Annotated in this window: 19 protein-coding genes; 2 read left to right on the top strand and 17 right to left on the bottom strand. The window is 29.8% G+C overall.

Features of this window, described 5'->3' with window-relative positions:
• Nucleotides 1-36 precede the first annotated feature (36 nt).
• The 6 genes from H9I37_RS03365 to H9I37_RS03340 form a co-directional block, all read right to left on the bottom strand.
• The gene (locus H9I37_RS03365; protein WP_187381071.1) at nt 37-537 is read right to left on the bottom strand and encodes a type III toxin-antitoxin system ToxN/AbiQ family toxin; all 501 of its coding nucleotides are present in this window, start codon (nt 535-537) and stop codon (nt 37-39) included.
• A 255-nt stretch (nt 538-792) separates the two neighbouring features.
• Nucleotides 793-1,500 (bottom strand): hypothetical protein, encoded by a 708-nt coding sequence (locus H9I37_RS03360; RefSeq protein ID WP_187381070.1) that lies wholly within the window; start codon nt 1,498-1,500, stop codon nt 793-795.
• 354 nt (nt 1,501-1,854) lie between these two features.
• Entirely contained in the window at nt 1,855-2,280 is a 426-nt protein-coding gene (locus H9I37_RS03355; protein ID WP_187381069.1) for a hypothetical protein, read from the bottom strand.
• Between the two features lie 120 nt (nt 2,281-2,400).
• The gene (locus H9I37_RS03350) at nt 2,401-3,342 is read right to left on the bottom strand and encodes a DUF4268 domain-containing protein (protein WP_187381068.1); all 942 of its coding nucleotides are present in this window, start codon (nt 3,340-3,342) and stop codon (nt 2,401-2,403) included.
• 141 nt (nt 3,343-3,483) lie between these two features.
• Nucleotides 3,484-3,942, bottom strand: coding sequence for a GNAT family N-acetyltransferase (locus H9I37_RS03345; protein ID WP_222864174.1), 459 nt, complete (start codon nt 3,940-3,942; stop codon nt 3,484-3,486).
• Between the two features lie 188 nt (nt 3,943-4,130).
• A complete protein-coding gene (locus H9I37_RS03340) occupies nt 4,131-4,535 on the bottom strand; it encodes a type II toxin-antitoxin system HicB family antitoxin (protein ID WP_187381067.1) in 405 nt (134 codons plus the stop codon).
• A 308-nt stretch (nt 4,536-4,843) separates the two neighbouring features.
• Between H9I37_RS03340 and H9I37_RS11465 the strand changes: the two genes are divergently transcribed.
• Both H9I37_RS11465 and H9I37_RS03335 read left to right on the top strand, forming a co-directional pair.
• Nucleotides 4,844-5,428, top strand: coding sequence for a DNA methyltransferase (locus H9I37_RS11465; protein WP_255422473.1), 585 nt, complete (start codon nt 4,844-4,846; stop codon nt 5,426-5,428).
• A gap of 83 nt (nt 5,429-5,511) precedes the next feature.
• Complete coding sequence (locus H9I37_RS03335) at nt 5,512-7,461, top strand: DNA methyltransferase (RefSeq protein ID WP_255422472.1); 1,950 nt, start codon at nt 5,512-5,514, stop codon at nt 7,459-7,461.
• Here the strand turns inward: H9I37_RS03335 and H9I37_RS03330 are convergent.
• From H9I37_RS03330 to H9I37_RS03280, 11 genes are all read right to left on the bottom strand, one after another.
• Nucleotides 7,453-8,445, bottom strand: coding sequence for a hypothetical protein (locus H9I37_RS03330; protein ID WP_187381066.1), 993 nt, complete (start codon nt 8,443-8,445; stop codon nt 7,453-7,455). The genes H9I37_RS03335 and H9I37_RS03330 overlap by 9 nt on opposite strands.
• Nucleotides 8,446-8,586: 141 nt before the next feature.
• Nucleotides 8,587-9,642, bottom strand: coding sequence for a DUF4238 domain-containing protein (locus H9I37_RS03325; RefSeq protein ID WP_187381065.1), 1,056 nt, complete (start codon nt 9,640-9,642; stop codon nt 8,587-8,589).
• Between the two features lie 90 nt (nt 9,643-9,732).
• On the bottom strand, nt 9,733-11,838 hold the full coding sequence (locus tag H9I37_RS03320) for an AAA family ATPase (protein WP_187381064.1): 2,106 nt from the start codon (nt 11,836-11,838) through the stop codon (nt 9,733-9,735).
• A 105-nt stretch (nt 11,839-11,943) separates the two neighbouring features.
• Nucleotides 11,944-12,231 carry a hypothetical protein gene (locus H9I37_RS03315; protein ID WP_187381063.1) on the bottom strand — a complete coding sequence of 96 codons (288 nt, stop codon included), beginning with the start codon at nt 12,229-12,231 and terminating at the stop codon, nt 11,944-11,946.
• Between the two features lie 2 nt (nt 12,232-12,233).
• On the bottom strand, nt 12,234-12,530 hold the full coding sequence (locus H9I37_RS03310) for a type II toxin-antitoxin system RelE/ParE family toxin (protein WP_078934111.1): 297 nt from the start codon (nt 12,528-12,530) through the stop codon (nt 12,234-12,236).
• A gap of 70 nt (nt 12,531-12,600) precedes the next feature.
• Nucleotides 12,601-13,128: a hypothetical protein gene (locus H9I37_RS03305; RefSeq protein WP_187381062.1), complete on the bottom strand. Its 528-nt coding sequence runs from the start codon at nt 13,126-13,128 to the stop codon at nt 12,601-12,603.
• A 185-nt stretch (nt 13,129-13,313) separates the two neighbouring features.
• Nucleotides 13,314-14,081 (bottom strand): hypothetical protein, encoded by a 768-nt coding sequence (locus H9I37_RS03300; protein ID WP_187381061.1) that lies wholly within the window; start codon nt 14,079-14,081, stop codon nt 13,314-13,316.
• Nucleotides 14,082-14,292: 211 nt separating this feature from the next.
• The gene (locus H9I37_RS03295) at nt 14,293-14,901 is read right to left on the bottom strand and encodes a hypothetical protein (protein ID WP_187381060.1); all 609 of its coding nucleotides are present in this window, start codon (nt 14,899-14,901) and stop codon (nt 14,293-14,295) included.
• A gap of 121 nt (nt 14,902-15,022) precedes the next feature.
• Nucleotides 15,023-15,682, bottom strand: a complete 660-nt coding sequence (locus tag H9I37_RS03290) for a hypothetical protein (RefSeq protein ID WP_187381059.1) — start codon at nt 15,680-15,682, stop codon at nt 15,023-15,025.
• Nucleotides 15,672-16,028, bottom strand: coding sequence for a HepT-like ribonuclease domain-containing protein (locus H9I37_RS03285; protein ID WP_029410776.1), 357 nt, complete (start codon nt 16,026-16,028; stop codon nt 15,672-15,674). The genes H9I37_RS03290 and H9I37_RS03285 overlap by 11 nt, the downstream gene beginning before the upstream one ends.
• Entirely contained in the window at nt 16,012-16,320 is a 309-nt protein-coding gene (locus H9I37_RS03280; RefSeq protein ID WP_187381058.1) for a nucleotidyltransferase family protein, read from the bottom strand. Before H9I37_RS03280 ends, H9I37_RS03285 begins: the two co-directional genes overlap by 17 nt.
• Nucleotides 16,321-16,348: the final 28 nt, after the last annotated feature.

The following is a 16,348-nucleotide window of genomic DNA, read 5'->3' as shown; positions in this document are numbered from 1 at the left end:
GCTCGACCCGCTGTCGGCTACGAACCTGTTGTTAGGTTATTTCTTACTTACACCAAAATATTTCTTACAGTTTTCTTCAAGTAATTTAAAGTCATTACATCTTTTTGCAAGCGGAGTCGAATTACCATTTTTCATTTTATATTCGTAAAGTGATTTTGCATTTTTCAAAATTCTATCTGCAAGAGAAGTGATAATACGATACTCTGCCGAAAGCAATGCTTTATACGATGGATTTGATTCTTTTGAAATATCTACATAAATACACTGAGATTTAGGAACAGGAAACATATTGTTTAGATTTATAACGGCATAATTTCCTACTTTTAAGAAATCCATGTTATTTTTCATTTTGCGATGCTTTTCCTTAAAAGATGAAAGATGCGCAAAATAATCTAATCCGTTTACAGTCAGAATGATTCCAATATACTTTCGTTCATTTTCTTGATTATCCTTTTTGTTGTGAAACAAATGCGGTGCAAAAGGCACAAGGTAATCAATATAAGCATTCTCTATTTCATATATTTTCAAGTTTCCCATATTTTCCCCATAAAAAAAAGGCAAGCACTAGGCCTGCCTTGTTAAATCTCGCGCATAAAGGCCGCGATATGCCTCGTATAAATTCCTTGTTAAGGTCAAGAGAAACCTCTTATAACTTGCTCTTTAGAGGAGAGCGAGCCTCACTAATTAATCTTATAACATGGAAAACTTTTTCTGTCAATATACAAAAAAAAGGCGGGCTTGACCCGCCGTACAAAAACAGCCAAGTCAAGCTTGTCTGTTTTTTTGAGTTTTCTATAATCGCTTACATTCAGGATACTTGCCCATCTCTTCTAAAGCTAAAGTTTCCCATTCAGTTCCTTTGTAAGCCTTGATTAACTGTGTAAGTCCGTTAACTATTACCTGATTTCCGTTTTTTCCCCATTTTTCTTTTATGTTGCTTTGGTCAAAAATCTGAGTTGGATTTCCTGCTTGTGCATTTGCCATAATTTCTCTGCCCATATATTGACCGAAACAATAAAGCCCAGGTTCTTTTGGTATTTTTATTACAAAATACTGCATGTCTTCTGTAAATTCTTGATCCCAAACATTTGTTTCAAATGTTGTGGTCGTTGTCTGTTGAGTGAGGTTTGGTGTAATCATATTGGTGCTTGTCGAAGTTGACATTCCGCCCTGAACAGAGCCTTTCATATAGGAAATCATATAAGTTGAGCCAGGCACGACAGGTGTTGAAAGCCAGAATCCACTTGAATCTGTAAGCGAAAGTTTTATTCCATCCTGTTCGTCTGAAGGATATTTCTTGTCAATCTGCTTGAATTTTACTTCATCATTCATTGGAAGAAACCCGTAAAATACCACGCTGTCTTTTGGTGTTCCTTGCGCATTTTGAAATTTTTCGATTTGCTTTTCAGAAAAATCTGGCAATGAAACACAACCTGTAAGTGATGACAATAAAATTGTTGCAGATAAAACTGAAACAATTTTTCCTAAACTTCTTTTCATAAAAATCCTCCTAAGATTTTTTTAGATATTTATTTGAAAATATGCCGGAGGACTTCACTTATTAACAATAAGCGGCCAGTGGCCCGTCCGCCTAACATTCGCTTAACCTGCATTGCCGTAAAGGCAATGTCAGGTTGAGGCGGGTGTTATGACAAATTATATTTCTTCTACAGAATAAGATTTCTTAAAACTTTTTTTATTTAGCAGATTCTGCACGACCATTTACAGCGTACGCTTCTATTATTAACTTTTTCTAAGCGGCGTAAAGCCGCGTATTACCGCTACTTTGCGTAAACCATAAAGTTCAATTTCATTTAATAAAGCAAGCTTGACTTGCTTTATTAAATATTCCTATTACTCAGTAACAGTAACTTCTTTTACGGTTTCTAGTAAAGTTATATAAGCATCTGTCAAATACCAATAACCAGAAAAAGAAATTGTTCCATCATTATTTTTCTTTATTGTTATTAAATAACCTTTTTTATTTTCGCCTTCTACCCAATCAAAAGTATATGCCATCATTGGATAACTTTTTTCATCGAATTTCCATTTTCCATCGAAAACTTCATTATCAACAGTTTTCTTGAAGGTTCCATCTGAATTAAATTCATATTTAATGGAATGTCCAGAATTTTCACCTTCAAAGGTTTTTCCTTCAATTTCGGTAGGTTTCGGAAACTGATCATTTTTTTTGTTCTGATTCTTTGGCTTTGCAGACAAATTCATACAAAGAAGGAATCCCATTAAACTCAGTAAAAATACTTTGTTTACTCTTTTCATTTTTTACTCCTTGGCAGGCAAGTGCGCCTGTCGTCATAACGGGGCGCACAGCGTCCGTTCAACAACTGGTTGTACCGCAGCGGGCTCGACCCACTGTCGGCTACGAACCTTTGTTATGTGTCATTTTAATTTCTTTATGCGGTCATTGAATGTTTTATGGAACAATTCTGCATATTTTTTAAACCATTCACAAGTTTCATCCCATGACTCTTTATTGTTAATGTTTCCATCTCTGTATAAAATTATTCTTGAATCTTGACCATCTGGAAGTTCTTGCCAATCTAATTCAACCCCTATTTCATTTTCTATAGCTTGTTTATCATTTTTAAGTTGTGAAAAATTATCTTTAGCTTTTTCTCCACGCATATATAATTCACAACCCAATCTATTATGTACTGTATTTACTGTAAGCGAAATATTAAATTTTGATTTTCCAACAGCAATAGAATACCAATGTTGAGCTCTAGGAGTTCTTAAACTTAAAAATGTTGTTTTCTGATTAAAATAATCTCTTAAATAATTCCAATATTCTAATTGTAAACTTTTTGTTACTGATAATTCTTTAGAAATGCTTTTGTCTTTTGTAGTTTTTACCCATTCATTAGGACGACAAATAATATTAAATCTTGGAGCTGGCTCTGACTCTCCAATTTTCCATAATTCGATTTCTATAGCAAAAAACTTAATGTCTTCAATAGTATTTTCATTAACCCAATCAATAGCCTGCCTATGCTCGTCTGTAATAGAACTACAAATCCAAATAACTGTTGTCGCACCAATACCTGAGGCATATGTAATTATTTTTCCTAGATGTTCATGATTCGATTTTTCTAATTGATTTTCTATAACTACTCTTTGATTGTTTGAAATATCACGTCCTATAATATCTGCTCTATAGTTTCCTACAAAAACTTCGGTAGCTTCAACTTCTATATCAATTCCAATAGTATTACTTAATTCGTCTATATTTTCTTCTTTTGCTAGCCAAGGTGTAAAATCTTTTGCTTCATCAGCCCAAAAATCTCGTAGTTCAACTTTTTCTAGTTTTCCTAATTTTTTCATTTTTATACTCCATGCGCCCCAATGCAGGCGTCCACATAACATTTGTTTAACCTGCATTGCGTACATTGGCGTGAAACGTGCCGAGCAAAGCGACTGCACGTTTCATGACAATAGCAATGTCAGGTTGAAACAGTTGTTATGTTACAATTCCATCCTCATCCTAATCATATCTCTGCATTCAATTCCATTTTCAAATATCTTCTCTTTATGATTTTTCCTGAAATAATCCAATTCTACTCCAACTATTCTAAATCCACATTTTTGGTATAACATCATTTGGATTACACCAGGATTCCCTGTCCCAATTTCAATTATTTTACTATTTGTTTCCCGACAGTAATCAATAGCTTTATGTATAAGCTTTGTTCCTATTCCTTTATTCTGATAGTTTTCATACACCGAAACATTCATTATTTCCATAGTTTTTGGTCTGGTTTTTAATAGCAATAATGCTCCAACAATTTTATTATCAATTGTTGCACTAAACGTAACACATTGATCAATGTATTCATTAATTACTTCTTCTGATGGGTCTGATAGTAGTAATAAGTCTAGAGGTAGTTCATTTTGTGTTACTTCAATTAAAACTTTCTCCAGCATTTAATCCTCTTTATTTTTTTTGAAAATACACATTACCTAAATAGTAGCAATACAAGTATACGGATACCAAGTTGCTTGTAATCAGCTTTTAATAATTACTCTTAATCGCGCCGTAGGCGTCCACATAACATCCGCTTAACCTGCATTGCCGCAAAGGCAATGGCAGGTTAAGGGGGTGTTAGACGCTTTTACATAGCACCTGCATATTTTTCTACTATAGTGTTCTGTAATAATTGTGAAAAATTTACATTATTTTTTTCTGCAAGTGTATTCACCCATTTAGGAAGCGTTATATTCTTTCTTACACATTTGCTTGAATATTTTTCACTATAGGAATCCATATCTAAAATAAGCATATTTATAAAACTTTTATCATCAGACAGTTTTATTTTTGTAGGATCACTTGCTTTTGGAACAGCATTTCCGTCCTCGATTTCCGTTAATATCCATCCTGATGCCGCATCTATTCCCATCTCTATCGCTTCTATAAGAGAAAATCCTCCGGAAACACAGCCTTGCAAATCGGAAAATTCTATACTATAATTATTATCTTCTTCACAATATGTTATTATTGCCGGATATACTAATTTCATCTTATATCCCTCCATGTTATACGCATTATGCGTATAATTATCAAGCTGTTGACAGCTGTTATTACAATAAAATACGGCATTTTTAGTAAAAATAAGCCATTATTTGAGTTTTAAGCTTTAATTTACAAAAACACACCCTATTTTTTCAAAATTACAGTTTATCGTGCCGAAGGCATCGGTCTAACATTGTTTTAAACCGTAACACGGCTCGTCCGGTTTGACAGCTTTGAAAGCGGTGCTATGTGTATTATAATACTTAAAATAAATATATTGACAAACATTGCCTATCATATTATGATAGATACATCATGCAACGATTTAAATCTATATATTTTCTATCAAGTGATAACTCAAAAGCAGGTAAAAGTATTACAATTTCATTTTCAGAGAAAGAAACAAATTTATTTTCTATTTTTACTAAAAAAACAAATAATGAATTAAGAACATTAGTAGGAGATACATATTTAGAAAGCCTCATAAAAAATGCTGAAAAAGAAAATAGAAATTTGAGTCAATATATAAAAAATCAATTACTTAAGAATTTAGACAAATTTATATCAGGAGATGTAACCTTTAAAAGTAGCAAAAAAAAGCCTTTACAGCGTTGGTTTAACTATGCAGAAGGATTTTCAACTGACTTTGTAAAAAATATTATAAATAAATATTTTGACGATGCAAATAACATCTATGAGCCATTTGCGGGAACAGGTACAACTATTTTTGCTTGTAATTCCTTAATGAAAAGTTGTTGCTATTCTGAAGTAAATCCGCTTATGTTTTTCCAAATTCAAACAAAAATAGAACTACTCAGATTGAAAAATAAAAAGGGTTTTTCATCTCAAATTGACAATTTCTTAAAATTATTAGATAAAATGTATTCAAATGCAAAATAGATGAAAAACTAAAATCAAGTTATAAGTCAACATTTGAAAATAGCATATATTTTTCTGAATATTCATTCGAATTTATTTTAAAAATGAAAACTATTATCAGAAATATAGAATTAGAAAACAAACTGCTTGCAGACACACTTTCTATGGCAATTGTTTCTATACTTTTACCGATTTCCATGTTAAAAAAATCTGGTGATGTTAGGTTTAAAACAAAAAAAGAATTAGAAAATGATAAGATAATTCCAATGGAGATATTAAAAAAACAATTGGAAATAATTAAAAGTGATATTCTATTTTATGACGAAGATTTCAAAATAAACTCTTTTCCAATATTATTTAATTCAAAAAAAATTAGGTTTACAAATGATTTTTATTTTGATGGCATTATAACAAGTCCTCCATATCTAAATGGAACAAATTATATTCGAAATACTAAAATTGAACTTTGGTTTATGGAGTATATAAAAAGCAAAGATGATTTAAGGTTTTTTAGAAATGAAATAATTACAAGCGGAATAAATGACGTAATTGTTTCAACTGATGATGAAAAGAAAATTGTTGGAATATCTAATCTTCTAGATAAAACCATAAACGAATTAAAACAAAATGCTTATGATTTACGAATACCTTTAATGGCGGAACAATATTTTTCTGATATGTATGTGACATTTGGAGGTATAAAAAAACACTTAAAAAAAGGAGCTCATGTAGCTATAGATATTGGAGATTCCATATTTGGAGGGATCAACATACCGACAGATTTAATATTGATTGAAATATTAGAAACTCTTAATTTTAAATTGGTTGAATCAATAAATTTAAGAGAAAGACGCTCTCGCTCTGGTAAAATAATAAAACAAGTCTTATTAATATTTAAGAGTATAAATGAATTAAAAGAAGAAGCAGAAATAAAACCTATCTGGTATGATAATTGGAATCAATTTAAAAAAAATATTCCATACCAGCAATTACCATATTCAAAAAGAAATTGGGGCAATAAATTACATTCGTTATGCTCTTATCAGGGAAAATTAAAGCCATCAATTGCTCATTTTCTTGTTAATGCATTTGTACCTGAAAATGGTACAATGCTTGATTTGTTTTCTGGAGTAGGAACAATTCCATTTGAAGCTCGATTGGATAATAAAAAAGCTTACGGATTTGATATTAGCTTACCTGCTTACTATATATCATCTGCAAAAATGGGCAAGGTAAATATTGATAAGATATATCAAAAATTGCAGTTCTTAAATGAATATATATCTTCAAACATCATTGCTGAAGAAATACAAAAGAAGTATGATAACTTTGGTTTCAATGGATATATCAAAGATTATTATGAAGAAAGTACTTACAAAGAAATCTTATTGGCAAGAAATTTCTTCTTACAGAATTCTCCCAAAGAAACTGAGGATTTTTTTATAATTTCTGCCTTACTGCACATTTTACATGGAAATCGTCCCTATGCTTTGAGTCGTCGTTCGCATCCAATTATACCTTATGCACCGACAGGAGATTTTACTTATAAAAATCTTATGAAACACCTTTATGACAAAATAAACAAAGATATATCTGATTGTTCAAGCAATATAGTGGGTGAAATTTTTCTTCAAGATTCAACTAAGTTTTGGCCAACAAAAATAAATAATATTGATGCAATAATAACATCTCCACCTTTTTTTGATAGTACAAGGTTTTATTCTGCAAATTGGATTAGACTGTGGTTTTGTGGTTGGGAGGATAATAATTTTAAAAATAATCCAAAGGAATTTATTGATGAACGACAAAAAAATTCTTTTTCTGTTTATGAACCTATATTTCTCCAAGCCAGAGAAAGATTAAAGAAAGATGGCGTATTTGTTCTTCATCTTGGAAAAAGTAAAAAATGCAATATGGCAGATGAGTTAATAAAAATCTCAAAAAAATGGTTCAGAAAATATGATTTGTTTACTGAAGATGTAACACATTGTGAAAAATTTGGCATCAAAGATTTAGGAACAGTAGAGAAACATCAATTTCTAATTCTAAATTAAACCTAATTTTTTCTTGTTTTCATCAGATAGCTTATCAACAAGTCCATACTCAATTATAATTTTTTTAATCTCAGACACACGTTTATCGAGATTGGAATTTTCTCTTACAGATAAATAATTATCAACACCTGCATTTACATCATCAGCTGTAATTTTGGGATTAATGATAGGATCTTTGCTTGATAATAGCTGTAAATCGGCACCAGTTAAATTTGCAAGTTCAATCAATTCATTATTTGTGTAAAAATCAGAAGGCCATCTATCCCTTTTGTTTGAATTAGCTTCATAACTTAATAATGCTGCATTTTCTTTTGTTAAAGGATATAAATATTTTGAAGGAAGAATATGATCTATTACCCATGAATCTCGATCTTGAATATCAAGATGTTTCTTTGTTTTAAAACATTTAGAATCAAATCGTTCAAATAGTTCTTTGATAAATAAGTCATCTTTTATTTTATTTTCTTTTTGAACAAATAAATCAGCAATTCTCCTTCGTATTGATGATTCTCTCAATTGTTCTCTTGTACGCTCTGGATTGAGAGACGCATTTATGACACCTTTACAGGCTCGACATTCCATTTGGCGTTCTAATGGTCCAAAATTACTATGTTTACTAAAAGCTGAAAAAGGTAATATTTTCCCACAACAATTGCATTGTTTCCAATATGCTTCTTTATTTTCTGTATATATCCTAAAAAAGGCTTGCCAAAACCTCTGTACTGGTATTGCCCCTTTTTTTCTACTTTCTGCAGGCCAATTGGAATAAGAAAGAGAATTGTTTTTTGAATGTTCAAAACCACAATTTTTACATATCCATTTTTCAGTATCGTATGCAACTTTTGGACATAGTAGTTTTTGTCCAATATTTATTGTATTTAAGCTATTACACTGAACACAAATAAATCCGACATATACATCATGAGGTTGGATGCCTTCTATTCTAGTTATATTTGTTTGATTCTTTGTTTTTCGTCTAGACATATTAATTTATCGGTGTTAATTGGGAAAATCTATATAGTATTATTCAAAGCGTCCCAGTGGCTTGTCCGCCTAACATTGTTTTAAACCGCAACGCAGCTTGCCTGCGTTGTCGGCTTTGGAAACGGTGTTAGGTGTTATATATTAAATATTAATAATTTTGGATAATCTTGGATCTTTTTTAATATATTCTTGAGCTAATTTTGCTCCTTGTCTTTCTAATTCTGAATACATTAATGGTAATTTCCAAACTTTTTCTTTTATTGCAAAAAAAACTTGTACTGGTTTTATTGGATAATTTTTACTACCTGTTTGAACTATTTGTTTATTTTCAATAATTGGAGAAGACTTAAGTGATGCTTGAGAATTATTTCGATATTCCGTTGTTTTAAAATTATATTCTCGATATGATTCTTTAAAATCTTTGTAATATATTGAATCTTTTGTATTTAAAAATTGATACATATTTAAATTATTGATTTCTTCGTCTGTTAATATATGATACTTTTTTTCTCCAATAATTGAATATGACTCGTTATCATAAAAACAAATTACATTGTCTGGTGAAATAGGCAAAAAAATTGTTACACCTTTCAAACCAAGCCCTTTTTTTGAATTAGCCCAATGTCTTTCTTCTAGGAATTTATTTGTAATTATTACCGGATCCTGTCCTATTACAAATTTATTTGTAGTATTTGATACTAAAATTATAAATCGTAAATCTGTATATAAAAGAAAACTCTGTAGATACATTAACAATTGCCAAATCTGATGATTATTAATACTTACTTTTACACTATCTATTGCATTTTTTTCACCATCAAATTTATGAGATTTAAGTAAAAGATCTTTTGACATTTCTGTTAAAATATCATTAAATTCATCTATTTTTCCTGGAGTCCGTGTATGCTGAATTGCAATGAAATGTTTTAAAATTCTTATATCATTTTTCGTTAATTCTTCTCTCTTCTGTATTTTCTTAACTACTGCACTTGCATCTCTTTCTAAAGAACCATATAGTTTTTCTATTTTTTGATCTTTCCCATAATAATAATGTTTTTGAGATTGCTCATTAATTGGAGCTTTTTCTATTCTTTTATTTCCCTTTAATAAAAATACTTTAATTGATGAATCATCTTCAGACCAATTCCTTAAAAGGAACTGTGGAACATAATGCTGCTTTTTTATTTTATTATCCATATATCTTTCCTTAGCACTGCACTACACCGTCCGCCTAACATTCGCTTAACCTGCATTTGCGTAAAGGCAATGTCAGCGTTGAAGCGAGGGTTAGGACAAAAGTTTTTCTATTTTCAAAAACTCATTACATTTAGGAATAACAAATTCTGGAACAATATCGTATTTATCAAAATCTAGATAAAAAATATAATCATTTTCGACATGAAATTGTTCATCAATGTACTTTAATAATGGATCTTCAATCTTTGCTCTCAAATTATCTATCGATAACAACACCCTAAATACCTGAAGTTTATAGTAATTATTAGTTTCTGCTTTATATAACTCCAGCAATTTTGATCGAACAAAATACCGTACGTAGTAATCTGAATATTTAAAATCATGTAAATATTCAGCAATATATTTTTCTGCCAAGATAATTTCATTTGCTTCTATTGGTTTTTCATCTTTATAAGTTATGTCTTTTTTACCTTTTAATAAACAAGACAAGATGTTATAAGCTATCTCTTGAACATGATTCATCTTACTCAATTCAAGTAATTTTCTTAAGCTAGTCACACGATGGACAATATTCTTCCCTATAGATGAAGCATTTTCAGCGAGAAGGATTGTCAATGACTTGATATTGTTCTTAGTAATTTCTGTCTGTATAATCTCACCATTCCGATTTGCCATAAAAAATGCAGAAGTACACCCACCATTTGGTTTTTCATTTACAACGAAATCAATAACAGGCTGAAAATCATGAGTTAGCATTAATACGGTTCTTTTATACAAGCTCTTTCGCTTAGGATTATTAAGAAAAAGACGATTAATAATCGCATATTTTTTTGTTGAATCAAAAGAGGAAATTGGATCATCTAAAATAACTAAATCTGCCATTTTACTAAATGCATAATGCATAAAGAGAACTAGTGCAAAAGCGTTTCTTTCACCCCAGCTTAAGTGTTTCTTAATATTATCTACTGGAAATTCGTTGGATGATCGACTTACATATTTTAAGATTGCTTTCGCATTAGATTCTTTCTCATGGATTATTTGCAATCGATAATTTATTCCCGACATATCAAGAAATTCATTAATATCAGATACACTTTTATTAATTGAAGTTCCTATCAAATTTTTTAACAACCCTATATCTTTTTTAAGATCTTCAGTTTTATTAATTACAACATTTATCCTAGAATTGATTTTCTCAATAATTTCTATTGTTTTTTTATTATTAAACACCTCCAAATTAGATTGATCAATTAACAACGTACGCAATTTATCATCTAATTTTGATATGTCTTCACTTTTTACCGAATATGAATTAAAATATAATACATCTCTAATTTTCGAAATCAAGTATTCAAGATCAAAATAGAATCTAGTTATCCATAATTTTACTTCATCTTCATTTTCCGTCTCTTGCAAGCATTTAGTCATTTTGTTGTACTTTTCAATATCCATATAATCTTTTACAGATTCAAAATATGAGAGCATTTCTTTTATGCTTTTTACATTAGACTTAGAATATGATTCAGCGAACAATGCTTTCTCTGTGGCGTAATCTTTATCGAGTTTTATTGTACAAAATGGACAAATACCATTATCGTCATATCTTGCTCCATCATTCTTCCATCCAACCCAATCGGCATTATATTCTTTTTCCATTAAAGGCTGAAATTTCTTTATTTGCTCTGGAAGTTTAAAAATGCTCTCAGAACTTGTAATACTCTTCATTAATCCAGTATTTTTTAAATCATTTGATTTTGTCTTTGTAAATTTACTAATTACCGTTTCTCCTGTCGATAAAAGAATCTTCAAATCACTATTTGCATTAGTATCCAAATGGATTTCTTTTAGTTTTTCATTTATTATTTCCTGCTTTAATACGTAATCATCAGTTTTAATAAATACATCAAAAGCATTTTCTATTACATCACTCTCTTTAAAAACAATTGTGTTAACAAAATCCTCATTAAAAAGCAATACATTATTTATATTCTCCGGAATTTCAACATTTGGTTCTTTATCAGATCCAAATGTTTTTAATTGTGTGAGGTCATTATGCCCTGCTAATAATTGTATTGCTTTTCCTATTGTTGATTTGCCAGTCCCATTCATTGCATATCGAATATTTAGACTATTTTCTTTTAATTCAATATTAGCTAAGTCTATGTTATTACAATTTTCGATTCTAATTTTATACATTTTTTCTCCTAATATGCGCTGTAGGCGTCGACATAACTACGCAGTTAAATAGTGGCGCAGCTTGACTGCGACATCTGTTTTGAACTGCATGTTATGTGTTATTTTCTACATCTGCATTAAAGCAGAATAATTTAACTTGTGTTCCCTTGCGTAAGCAATAAAATCTTTTTCTTCTTTTGTTACACGAATTTGAAATTTCAAAGGTAATGCAAATTTCTGTTTTCTGCCGGCGTTTTCTCTAGCACCACCATGCCCAAATTTTTTTTCATAAGAAGAAAGCCCTGAAATTTTCATGTACTCTTTTTCAGAAATTACTTTTTCATCTGGATAAACTTCATTTTCTAATTTCTTAAAAACATAACCTTCTGAATCTTTTACAAAAACATAATCCATAATCAGACCTCCTTCAAACGCTGTTTAGCAAGTTTTATCTTTTCTTTTGGAGTTTTCTTTGTCTTTTTCACAAATACAACTCCAACCACAATAATTCTACCGGCAGCATATTTGAATAATGAACGAAGTTCGTTTGTTTTTATTTCAAAAATTTCTTTTTGAATCAGCTTTACACGAACAAATTCAATTCCTTGTTCCTGTATTTTCTTGTAATCTGCCTCAAGCATATCTTTTTGAAATTGTTCCAAAGAATCAATCTCAGCTTTTGCTTGAGACAATTTTTCTACTGTGAACTTCATACTTATAATATAAGTCGATATTTTGATTATGTCAACAATTTCAAAACTATAATAAATTATTTGTAAATTATTATTTCAATTTTCGTTCGTAATAGAGATTTTCATTTTTTACTATATAACTTACATATAAGAACGATTCGTCCATTTCTCTAAAAATATAGATATTTTCTTCAGAATCTAAGAAGAGAATGTCATTATTCTTTTCTTCTAAAAAAGTCAATTTTTTGTTTTTTATGAAATTTGTTTTTTGCAAATTAATCGTTTCAGGCGAGGCTTTTACGGAAAAAGTTATTCGTGAAAGGTAACCTACAAGAAATTCAAAGGAAACAGCATTGCATTTGAACCCATAAAACATGCTATATTTGTCATCAAATTTCTCAAAATTCCATATTGCTGAAAATTTATTCTTGTTTTCCTTTATTGATTTATTTACATAGTCTAAGCCATTCATTTTTTCTTCAACAAGATTCCAGTGCTCCTTTTTCATTATTTTTATGATAGTCTCTTGTGTGTCATTAGATGAAAATATTTTTTCTTTTGCAAAGCAGCAACAAATAGAGCAAAAAATTAAGTAAATTAATAAAATCTTTTTTTTCATTTTTTCTTTTCCTCCGCTGCCCAGTGGGCAGTCCACATAACTACCGCTTAACCTGCATTTGTGCCTTTGCCGACGCTTAGCGTCGGCAAAGGTGGCACGAAAGTTGCATAAAAAGGGAGCACAGGCGACCGCCTTCAGCAACTTTCGTGATAAAACAAATGTCAGCTTTAAAGCGGGTGTTAGATTTAAAATTTTATATTTAATTCATTTAATCCCTCAAGGATAGGGATAAATGTAGTTTGTATGTTTCTATCTATGAATTCAATATACTCAAAATCATTTAATATGCCTGGTTTAAAATTAGCACCTTGTTGTTTCAATATAATTAATGTTTTTTTCACTGAACCTAATAAAGTTTCTTGTGTGAGCCATGTTATTTCTTCACCATTGGTATGAATCACAATAATAATATCTTGCTTATCCATCCTTTCTTTGACCTTATTCGAGATTGATTGAGGTGAGTACGATCGTCCTGTAAGCACATTAAAGCCCATAAGCCTGAGAAAAGTTGCTATTTGATCTGCACAATATTGTCCTGTATCATCAAATCGATATGCAATAAATACATTTTTTTTATACTTTATTTCTTTATCAATTTCCTTGTTTAATCCTAAAACACTCATAATCTCTTCAATTTTCATTTTATGTTCAATTTTTTCCGATGTAAGCTGTTGAAATTGTTGCTTATGTATATTTGCAGATTTCATTAAGTTTATCTTTGCATCATCTTGAAAACTAATATGAATATTATAGTCATAAATATTATCATTACTTAATATTTTTAAATCTTCAACTGAATCATATTCAAAGTTTTTACCCTCATCAGATCTAGCAGAAATAGAGATGGTTTCAAAAAAAATACTCTTTTCCTTCAGCAAAGTTATTAGATGCTGAAAGTTTTCGAAATGTGGTTTAGTTAGTTCGCAATACATAGAAATAGATGTTAAACTCATATTAATCTCCTAAACTATCTTTTATTCAGAATCACCAAAAAATAGTGAAACCATAAACAATATATGAATGCATGGAACTATATTTTCCGTGCCCGAAGGGTCAATCTAACTTACGCTTAACCTGCATTGCCTCAAAGGCAATGTCAGGTTGAAGCGGGTGTTATACGAAACCCCTTCTTACAAAATATTAAAACATCTATCTACAATTAATTTATTTACTTATCTCAATAGAATATTTTCCATAAGGAACTCTTTTGAAATAAACATCGGTAGAAGAAGTATAGTTACTGACAGTCAGTGTAATTCCTTGATCAGAAGACATATCTGATTTTACAACAAGATAATATTTTCCTGTCTTATTAATATTCCATTTCGTTGTAACTTTGAATACAAGGGGTTCAAATGTTGTTGGAGCTATAGTTTTTCCTTGTAGATTCTGATTTTCTACAAGATTGAAATCTTCATCATATAGCAAAACCCTTGGAATCATCACACTTTTCTTTTTCGCACTTAAAGATATAAGTCCATTTGGAACTGATTTCAAAGTAAAATTATAGATAATATCTTTTTCTAAAGATAATTTATAAACTCTTACAGGAATTGAATAACCATTTTCTACTTCTACATGAAATGATTTTTCCTTTAACTCATCCTTTGTAATTTTTCCAGTAGCAATTTCTTGAATATCTCCTGCCTGAATTATTGCTTTTTCATCAGAATAAATCTTATTTCCTGCAACGACACCATTCGATGCACAGGACATAAAACCAAAAACAAGGACAAATATCAATCCTAACATAATGCTTACATCTTTTTTCATAAAATTCCTCCTCTCGTATAACTTATAATTTTTTTGTCAAACCAAGCGGCTCAATAAGCCGTCCGTATAACTTACGCTTAACCTGCATTGCCTCAAAGGCAATGTCAGGTTGAAGCAGGTGTTAGAAGTTTCCATCTATTTTATTGGCTTTTAAAACTGCATGTATCATATCATCATTTTTATACTGCTCGCCTAATTCTTTTATATTCTCAATAAATTTCTTACTATCTTCAATATATTCATAAAAAGAATACACCTCAAGATTTCCTTTTGCATAACAATAAAATATTTCATTATATTTTTTACACAATTTGAAAAATAACTTATAGTTTTTTGTTTTAATTAAATAATATAATAAATGCATTACAGGGTGTATAATAGTATCCATTATCATATACTGCCATAATTCAAATGAAAAACCTGTTGGAAAATCTTTTCTCTGTAAATCTGCTTCTGTATACAGTAGCACAATATTTTTATATTCATTCAGTTCAAAGATTAGTTTCTTCTGTAATTCTGTAATATGCTTATTCTTATTTTTTATATAATTTTGTTTATTGAATATATCGATATTACTTATTTCTTGAAAATCTTGGTTATGTACAATAGCGTTTAGTTTATTTTTTGAAAACATAATCCATTCCAAAAGATGCGCAATGACATCTTTATAATTCCAATCATCATAATTACTGAAAAGTTGTTCACTTTTGTAACTACTTATAAAATCAGCAATATCTATTTCTATTTTATTGATTTCTGTTATTATTTCTTTAATTGTCATTTTTCTTTTTTTCTGTATCCATAATTTTTATCAGCTGGTTTTTAAATTCAGGAATAATGTTTTTTGCAACATCCCACACAATTTCATAATCAACGGAAAAATAACCATGAATGAGTTTATCTCTCATACCGGCAATATTTCTCCATGGAACTTCTTTATATTTAATTATTACATCACTTGAAATATTTTTAACGGCTTCTCCGATAATTTCAATACTTCGTGCAAAAGCTCGTTGCGTTTTTTCATCTTTTAAAAATACTTCTTCTGATATGGTCCTTGTTTCAGATTCTAAAAAAACAATTTCATCAAAAATATGCTTGAATAACTCTTCATTTGATCGATACATATTCAACCTCATTGAGTATTCTCTGACCAATATACGGACTTAAACTTTCTATGGTTAATAAATCTACTTTTGTATTCAAATTATCTTCCAAGTAATAAACTAAATTTATAAAGTTATTATAATTTTTTTTATCAGCATGGAATTCTACTAATATATCAATATCGCTATTTTTATTTTGTTGATTATGTATATAAGAACCAAAAAGACCTATTTTTTTTACGCCATAGGACTGGAGAATGTTTTTATTATATTCTAAGAAATTAAAAATCTCTTTTTTTTCTTTAGGTTTCATAGCTCTATTATACGTTTTTTTAATATCA

Source organism: Treponema sp. Marseille-Q3903, from assembly GCF_014334335.1.
Classification (GTDB): domain Bacteria; phylum Spirochaetota; class Spirochaetia; order Treponematales; family Treponemataceae; genus Treponema_D.
This window is presented reverse-complemented; position numbering and strand designations above follow the sequence as displayed.